At 63.8% G+C, this 7,376-nt stretch carries 7 protein-coding genes; 5 read left to right on the top strand and 2 right to left on the bottom strand.

The window, feature by feature from the left end; translation table 11 throughout:
• Both GPT33_RS15650 and GPT33_RS15645 read left to right on the top strand, forming a co-directional pair.
• A partial coding sequence (locus GPT33_RS15650) for a winged helix-turn-helix domain-containing protein (protein ID WP_296810648.1) occupies positions 1–221 on the top strand: 221 nt, incomplete at its 5' end.
• A 241-nt stretch (positions 222–462) separates the two neighbouring features.
• Positions 463–1,869 carry a HAMP domain-containing sensor histidine kinase gene (locus GPT33_RS15645; protein WP_296810644.1) on the top strand — a complete coding sequence of 469 codons (1,407 nt, stop codon included), beginning with the start codon at positions 463–465 and terminating at the stop codon, positions 1,867–1,869.
• 79 nt (positions 1,870–1,948) lie between these two features.
• Here GPT33_RS15645 and GPT33_RS15640 read toward each other — a convergent pair whose 3' ends face one another.
• Positions 1,949–2,602 (bottom strand): cytochrome b/b6 domain-containing protein, encoded by a 654-nt coding sequence (locus tag GPT33_RS15640; RefSeq protein WP_296810642.1) that lies wholly within the window; start codon positions 2,600–2,602, stop codon positions 1,949–1,951.
• Positions 2,602–4,257, bottom strand: a complete 1,656-nt coding sequence (locus GPT33_RS15635; RefSeq protein ID WP_296810639.1) for a tetrathionate reductase family octaheme c-type cytochrome — start codon at positions 4,255–4,257, stop codon at positions 2,602–2,604. Before GPT33_RS15635 ends, GPT33_RS15640 begins: the two co-directional genes overlap by 1 nt.
• Before the next feature lie 343 nt (positions 4,258–4,600).
• On the opposite strand from GPT33_RS15635, the gene GPT33_RS15630 reads away from it, so the two are divergent.
• The 3 genes from GPT33_RS15630 to GPT33_RS15620 all read left to right on the top strand — a co-directional run.
• Positions 4,601–5,254, top strand: coding sequence for a cobalamin-dependent protein (locus GPT33_RS15630; protein WP_296810637.1), 654 nt, complete (start codon positions 4,601–4,603; stop codon positions 5,252–5,254).
• Positions 5,251–6,339: a uroporphyrinogen decarboxylase family protein gene (locus GPT33_RS15625; protein WP_296810634.1), complete on the top strand. Its 1,089-nt coding sequence runs from the start codon at positions 5,251–5,253 to the stop codon at positions 6,337–6,339. The genes GPT33_RS15630 and GPT33_RS15625 overlap by 4 nt, the downstream gene beginning before the upstream one ends.
• A gap of 2 nt (positions 6,340–6,341) precedes the next feature.
• A partial coding sequence (locus GPT33_RS15620) for a DUF1638 domain-containing protein (protein ID WP_296810631.1) occupies positions 6,342–7,376 on the top strand: 1,035 nt, incomplete at its 3' end.

Here is a 7,376-nt window from a genome sequence, read left to right as displayed (position 1 = left end):
ATCTCTCCCCGCAGGAATACCGTCTCGTCAGTTATCTGATGCAGCATGCCGGGCGTGTCGTCTCCCAGCTCGAGCTCACCGAGCAGCTCTATGCTCAGGACTTCGAGCGCGAGTCCAACGCCGTCGAGGTCCTGGTAGGGCGTGTGCGCCGCAAGCTCGGGGTCGATTTGATTCAGACGCGGCGTGGGTTCGGGTATTTGGTCGAGGAGGAGGCGCGTTGAGTCCGTTGAGCCGCCGGCCGCCGGCTTCCATCCGCCTCCCGCCTGCCGCCAGCCTCCTGCTTCCAGCCATCGGTCGTGGACTTCCACTCTTCGGCATTGCGGAGTCACTCCATTTCACTTGTGGTCCAGAGCATACCGACTCGGCCGCAATGGGTCTGCAGTTTGAGGCGGAAAGCAAAAAGCGGGTGGCGGGAAGCTGGGGGCTGGAGGCTGGAGGCGGGAAGCTGGAGGCCCTTCTCCGATGACCCGCCGCTCGTTGCGCGCCCGTCTCTGGATCGGAGCCGCACTCTCCATCACGCTGGCCTTGGCGGTTGCCGGACTCGGTCTCCTGACCCTCTTCGAGCGCCATGTCGAGCGGCGTATCGGCGAGGAGCTGCGCGCGCAGCTCAATCAGCTTGCCGCGGCGATGACGATCACGCCGGAGGGGGAGGTTCAGCTCGCGCGCGAGCCGGCCGACCCGCGTTTCGCTCAGCCCTTGAGCGGGCTCTATTGGCAGATCGACGGCCCGGCGCGGCCGGGGCTCCTGCGCTCGCGTTCGCTCTGGGATCATCTGGTCGATCTGACCGACGACGACCTGCATCCGGGCACCGTGCACGCCCATGAGGTCATGGGTCCGGACGCGCAGATTTTATTGGTGCGCGAGCGTCGGATTCGCCTGCAGGCGGCCGGCGGGCTCATGCCCTTGCGTCTCATGGTCGGGGTCGATCGAGCAGAGCTGATCGCGGCGCGGGATGCCTTCGCGGCCGACATGCTGCCCTATCTTGGCCTCATTGGGATTGTTCTGGCGCTGGCGACCTTCGTGCAGATCCAAACCGGTCTTGCGCCGCTCGATGCGGTGCGACGCGGCCTCGGCGAGATTCGCACCGGCAGGACGCGGCGCCTCGCCGAGGCCTACCCGGATGAGGTCATGCCGCTGGTCGGCGAGGTCAACGGACTCCTCGAGGCCCGCGAGCAGGCGATCGAGCGCGCGCGGGCCTGGACCGCGGACCTCGCTCACGGACTCAAAACACCGCTGGGTGCGCTGGTGGCCGATGCGCAGCGCTTGCGTGAGCAGGGCAACGCGCCCCTGGCCGACGATCTGGAGCACTTGGCGATGTCCATGCGGCGACGGGTCGAGCGCGAGTTGGTGCGTGCCCGGCTGCGCTCCGGAACCGGTCTACAGCCGTCCCATGCCGACGTGGTCGAGACCATTCACCGATTGTTGCGCACGCTGCAACGCACCCCGGAAGGGGCGCGGCTCGTTTGGCAGATGGTCGCGCCTGCGCAGGCCCGAGCCGCGGTCATCGGCGACGACTTACTGGAGCTGCTGGGAAACCTGCTGGAAAACGCCGCCAAATGGGCGCGGACCGAGGTGGCAATCCGGGTGAGCGTCGGCGATCGCGTCGAGATCGCCATCGAGGACGATGGCCCTGGTGTCCCCTCCGAGCAGATTCCGAGGCTGGGCGAACGCGGCTTGCGTCTCGACGAGCGCAGAGATGGCAACGGCTTGGGACTCGCGATCGCTCGGGATGTTGTCGATGCCTACGGAGGGGTACTCGACTTCGAGCGCGCGAGCAAAGGAGGGCTAGCGGTCCGGGTTCAGCTGCCGACCGATCGGGCCGGATCCGGGCGCGTAGGTGCGAATTCATCATCACAATCAGGCGTATAGGCGCGAATCGATTCGCACGCTCCGCAGCATAAGTGCGAATACATTCGCACCTACGCCCCGGCGAGCGCCGGATTTCGGATCAGCGGATGTCTCCCGGCTGATCCTTGCTCAGATAGGCCTCTTCTTCCGGCGTGAGATCCACCTCGTCGAAGCCGTTGATCATCGGCATCAGGTGCTCGCGGAAGGAGTGCCCGATGGTCAGCATGTAGACATGGATGAGCACGAACGCGAGGATCATGAAGGCCGCTGCCGTGTGCACTACCGCAACGCCGTTGAGCCATTGCGTGGCGTGGGGCACGTCGCGCCACGCGAAATAGAAGAGATAGGCGAGCCCGGTGATCCAGATTGCCGGAAACAGTACGATCTTCAGCATGAGGTAGGCCAGCGCCTGCAAGGGGTTGTGCTTGCGCCAATACGCTTTGCGGTAGGGGTGGCGCTCGCCCTTGAAAATGCCGTAGCTGTAGAAACGCAGCACACCCCACATCCCGGATGCAGACGGGATGAAGTGGCGCCAGGTGCGCGTTGTAAAGAGCCAGAAGATGCTGAAGATCCAGAGCAGGAGCAGCGCGAAGGCGGCCGAGGTATGCAGGGTGACGGCCTCTTCGAAGGTGAAGACATCATGGAAGCCGTGCAGTCCGAAACCCGTGATCAAGAGGGTGACGATGAGCAGCATCTGGGACCAGTGCCAGAAGCGCTCGAACAGGCTGAAGATCTTGACGCGGCGTGTGGCCATCAGTGCTGCTCTCCCTTGGAGCCATGGGACGGCGAGAAGAAGCGAACCAGGCCGTGGATGAGGATGCCGCCCAAGGTGCCGGCGACCAGAAGCGTCCCGATGATGTCCAGCCAGCGGTTATGGTCTCGGCCCGGCATGTAGACACCCTCGACCGAGGCCAACCGGCTGCCGGTCGGGGTATGGCAGTCACCGCAACCCAGCGCCTGCTCCTTGGGTGCGACCATATGGGTGATGGGCCACCAGGAGATGGTCTGGATGAAGCCGAACTCGCCTGAATAGGGCAGTCCGAAGTCGGCCATGCCTTTGGCGATCGACTTACCCATGTCGTAATTGCCCCAATAGGCGGCATCGTCCTCGCCCCACAGATGGGTGTAGACCAGTGTGCCGTTGCCTTTGTCGTAGGGCTGCCAGGTGTGCATGCGTTTGAATGGCCAGATCCGGGATTTCGGATCCTCGCGCGAGCCGGTGAAGCCGTTGATCTCGATAGACTCGGCCTGCGGGTCGAATGTGGTGTCGATGGTGGTGTAGAGCATCTGGCCATCGAACCAGCCATAGCTGGGCGGAAAGTTTTCGTCGAAGGTGAAATTGCCCTTGATCGACTTGTAGGTGTAACGGTGGTCGCCGTTGCCCTGGATGTAGCCTTCCTCGTGATAGCCCTCGCCGTCCTTGGTCTTGCCGGCGGTGCGCCAATCCCAATCAACGACGGTTGCGACACCGCCGCGCGCGATCTCGGGGATGTGACAGGTCTGGCAGGCGATGCTCTGGACGTGATCGTTGAGCTTGAAGCCCGCGAGGGAATCCACCGGATGCGGCGAGAGACCGTGACACGATTCGCAGGTGGCGACGTCGGTGCGCTGGCCCGGCTTGCCCGTGCCCTCGGTATCCCTGGAGACGACCTGGTAGCGGCTGCCGGCCCAGACATGCCGGTTGGTGATGTGGCAGGCCGTGCAGGCGAAATTCAGACCGTCGACACCCATGTGGACGTCGAGTGTCCTCGGCGGGCTCTTCAGGGCCGAGGAGAGGTCGCCGTGCTTGACGTTGTCGCCGCCGCCGCCGTTGAAGTGGCAGGCTCCGCAGTTGGCGCGTTGCGGGAGCGTGACGCTCTGTGCGACCGCGGCCAGATCGATCGGCGGTTTGCCCTCGAACATGACCGAGCAGGCCGCATTGCCGGCGCTGTTCGGCGTCTTGTAATAGGTCCCCGTGGTTTCGTGGCAGACCAGGCAGTCGATATTGGTCTCGTCGGTGAAGTCGAAGTTCTCGTCCTTCCAGCCGTAGCCGGCATGACACTGGGCGCACATGCCTTCGTTGCCGCGGGAATTGGTGCAGAAATTGTTGATCAGATAGCGCTTGCCGAGTTGCTGTCCGGTCGCCTCGTTCGTGTATGACCAGGTCCAGTGGATGTTGCGCATGAAGTGATCGCCGGCCTCGGTATGGCAGCCGAGACAGGCGACGGTGACCTCCGGCCCGGAGCTGAACGGCCCCTTGAGCTGGTCGAACTTGGTGTGATCGGCGGTGCCGCCTTGCAGCGGGCCGGAGACCTGGGGAGGCGCAACGGCGGTTGCCGGCGGTGTCGGCCAGGTATCCCGGGCGCCGGAGCTTACGCTGAAGAGTGCGATCAAAAGAAATCCGGCGACGGCGCCGATCGAGGCTCGCATGATGTGGCTCCGGAAGGTGAGCTGGGGCCGGGTCTGCGCCCGGTCGTGGTCCGGACATGCGCTACCGCTGCCGCCCGCCCGTTTACCGCTCAGCAGACTAGTTCAGATCGGGCGCCTTTTCCCTGACAAGGCGCAATGATAATCGCGTTAAACGCCCCGCAAGCGCGGGCGATCCAAGCGTCCGAAGGCCCGGGACAGGTTATCGGTGGGGGATGAAGATCGATTTCCGGTAGTATTAGCCCGCCTATTTCGGGCGATTCACTATTAACCGGATCGGTCTTCTGTGCTGGGAGAGTCATCGGGCGATACCCTCTCGTGACGATCCGATGGTCAAGAAAAATCCATGACACGCGATGATCCCGTCGAGAACTTCCTCAATACATTGCTGGCGATGGACCGCGTCGCGGCGAAGCGGGCGCTCGGCGACCAGACCTCAGCCGATGCACGGTTGGATGTCGTCGAGCGCTTGGTCGTGCCGTCCCTCGAGCGTATCGGGGACCTGTGGGAGCGCGGCGAGGTTTCTCTGTCGCAGGTCTATATGAGCGGTCGGATGTGTGAGGAAATGGTCAACGCCATCCTGCCTCCGCCCGATCCGGGTCCGGTGGACCAGCCTCCGATGGCGATCGCGGTGCTCGACGACTATCACCTGCTTGGAAAACGCATGGTGTATTCCGTCCTGCGCGCCAGCGGCTACGAGCTGAAGGACTACGGGACGGTCGACGGCGATGCCCTGGTCAGTCGGGTCGTTCGCGACGGTATCGTCGTGCTGCTGATCTCGGTTTTGATGCTCCCCTCCGCGCTGCGTATCAAAAGGGTTCGAGATGCGCTGGATCGAGCGGGCTGTCATCCGTTCATCCTGGTGGGCGGTGCGCCCTTTCGTTTCGACACCGAGCTGTGGCGGGAGGTCGGTGCCGACGCGATGGCCGGTACCGCGGCCGAGGGCGTCACCGTGGTGCGTAAGCTTCTTGATCAACTGCCGAAGGAGCATCGCCCATGAGCGCCCGTCCTATGACCTCGCTCGAACGCGTGCTGACCACGCTCGACCATCGCGAGCCGGATCGGGTCCCGCTGTTTCTATTGCTCACCATGCACGGCGCGCACGAGCTCGGGCTCTCTATCGAGACCTATTTCTCGCGGCCGGAGTACGTGATCGAAGGTCAGCTGCGATTGCGTCGCAAGTATCGCAACGATTGCTTCTACACCTTCTTCTACGCCTCGATCGAGACCGAGGCATGGGGCGGGGATGTGCACTTTACCGAGGACGGTCCGCCCAATGCCGGCCGGCCCTTCATTCGAACACCGGAGCAGATCCGCACGCTCGAGCCGCCGCGGGTCGCCGATTGTCCGTGTCTGATCAAGGTTCTGGAGACCACCAGCGGTCTCAAGGCGGCAGGGCGCGACGAAACCCCCATTATTGGCGTGGTCATGTCTCCCTTCTCGGTGCCGGTGATGCAGATGGGGTTCGAAGCCTACTTCAACCTCATGTTCGAGCAGCCTGCACTCTTCGAGCGCCTGATGCGTGTGAACGAGGCATTCTGTATCGAATGGGCGAACGCCCAGCTGGCCTCGGGTGCCACGGCCATCTGTTATTTCGACCCGGTCTCGTCCTCGACGATCGTCTCGCCCGAGCATTTTCGCAGGACCGGACTCCAGGTGGCGATGCGCACACTGGCAGGCATCAAGGGGCCTGTGGCGATGCATTTCGCCTCCGGCCGCTGCATGCCGATCCTGGAGGAGCTTCCCCGTACCGGTGCGGCGGTCATCGGGGTCAGCATGCTCGACGACCTCGCCGCACTCAAGCAACGTGCGGCCGGCAATATGCCGTTGCTCGGCAACCTCAACGGAATCGAGATGCGTCGTTGGACACCGGAGCAGGCCGAGGAGCAGGTCAAGGCGGCGATCGCCGCGGCCGGTCACGGCGGCGGATTCATCCTGTCGGACAATCACGGCGAGATCCCCTATCAGGTTACGGAAAGTACACTGCTGGCGATCGCCGAGGCGGTCCAGCGCTGGGGAACCTACCCGCTCGATGTCTCTCGCGACGGCGCGAGCTCCACGCCCTTGAAGGGCCCCCGGAGCTGACCGTGGCGGAAACACTGTGTCTGAGGGTCTGCAGCCATTTTCGAAACGATGTCGAGACCGCCCTCGCGGGCCTCGGCGAGGACGGTGTGCGCGTCCAGGCTTATCCCGCCGTCTGCACCCTGCGTCCCGGACGATGCAACCTGGCGGAGGCACGCGAGACCCCGCCGCCCGAAGGCTACGACAGCGCTTTGGTGCTCCTCGGGTGCGATGCCCAGACGCGCGCGGCGCCGCTGGATCCTCGCGTGCACTTGGTGAAGCTCGACCACTGTGTTCACCTCCTGGCTGGACGCGATGTCTTGGAGCCCGAGAGACAAGCCGGTGCCTATCTCGTCACGGCCGGCTGGATCAAGCGGTGGCGCGAGCACTTGCGCGAGATGGGCTTCGATCGCGAAACGGCGGGGCAGTTTTTCCGAGAATGCACGCGCGAGCTTCTGCTCCTGGATACGGGCAACGACCCGCATGCCGTCGGGGAGCTCGAGGCAATGGCTCGGTATCTGGGTCTGCCGTGCCGCAGCCGTTATGTCGGTCTGGATTATCTGAGGCTCTTTCTCTCCGGTGCCATCGCCAAGTGGCGCAATCTCGCCGCGGAGACGAACACCAAGGAGGTCCTGGCTCAGGCCAACCGCAAGGTCGCCGACTACGCCATGGCCTTCGACCTATTGGTTCGCTTGTCGCACATCACCGACGAGGACGCCACGATCGCCGAGATCCAGGAGCTCTTCGCGATGCTCTTCGGGTGCACAAACCTGGTGTACGCGCAGGTGGAGGGGGGAAGGGTCAAGGAGATTTTCGCCGCGGATGAGCGGCCTCAGGACCGCCTCGATCTCCAGCAGGCGCTCGATGCGCTGCACGAGGGCTATCTAATCATGCCGTCCGGGAGTGGCTTTTTTCTCCGGATCGACTATCAGGATAGCGTCTTAGGACTGATACTGGTGCGCGAGATCCCGTTCCCGGCCTATCGGGATCAATATCTGAATCTCGGCTTGGCGATCTCCAACCTCTGCGGTCTGGCTATTTCCAACGCCCGTGCCTTCGTG

Source organism: Thiocapsa sp., assembly GCF_011390875.1.
GTDB lineage: Bacteria > Pseudomonadota > Gammaproteobacteria > Chromatiales > Chromatiaceae > Thiocapsa.
This window is presented reverse-complemented; position numbering and strand designations above follow the sequence as displayed.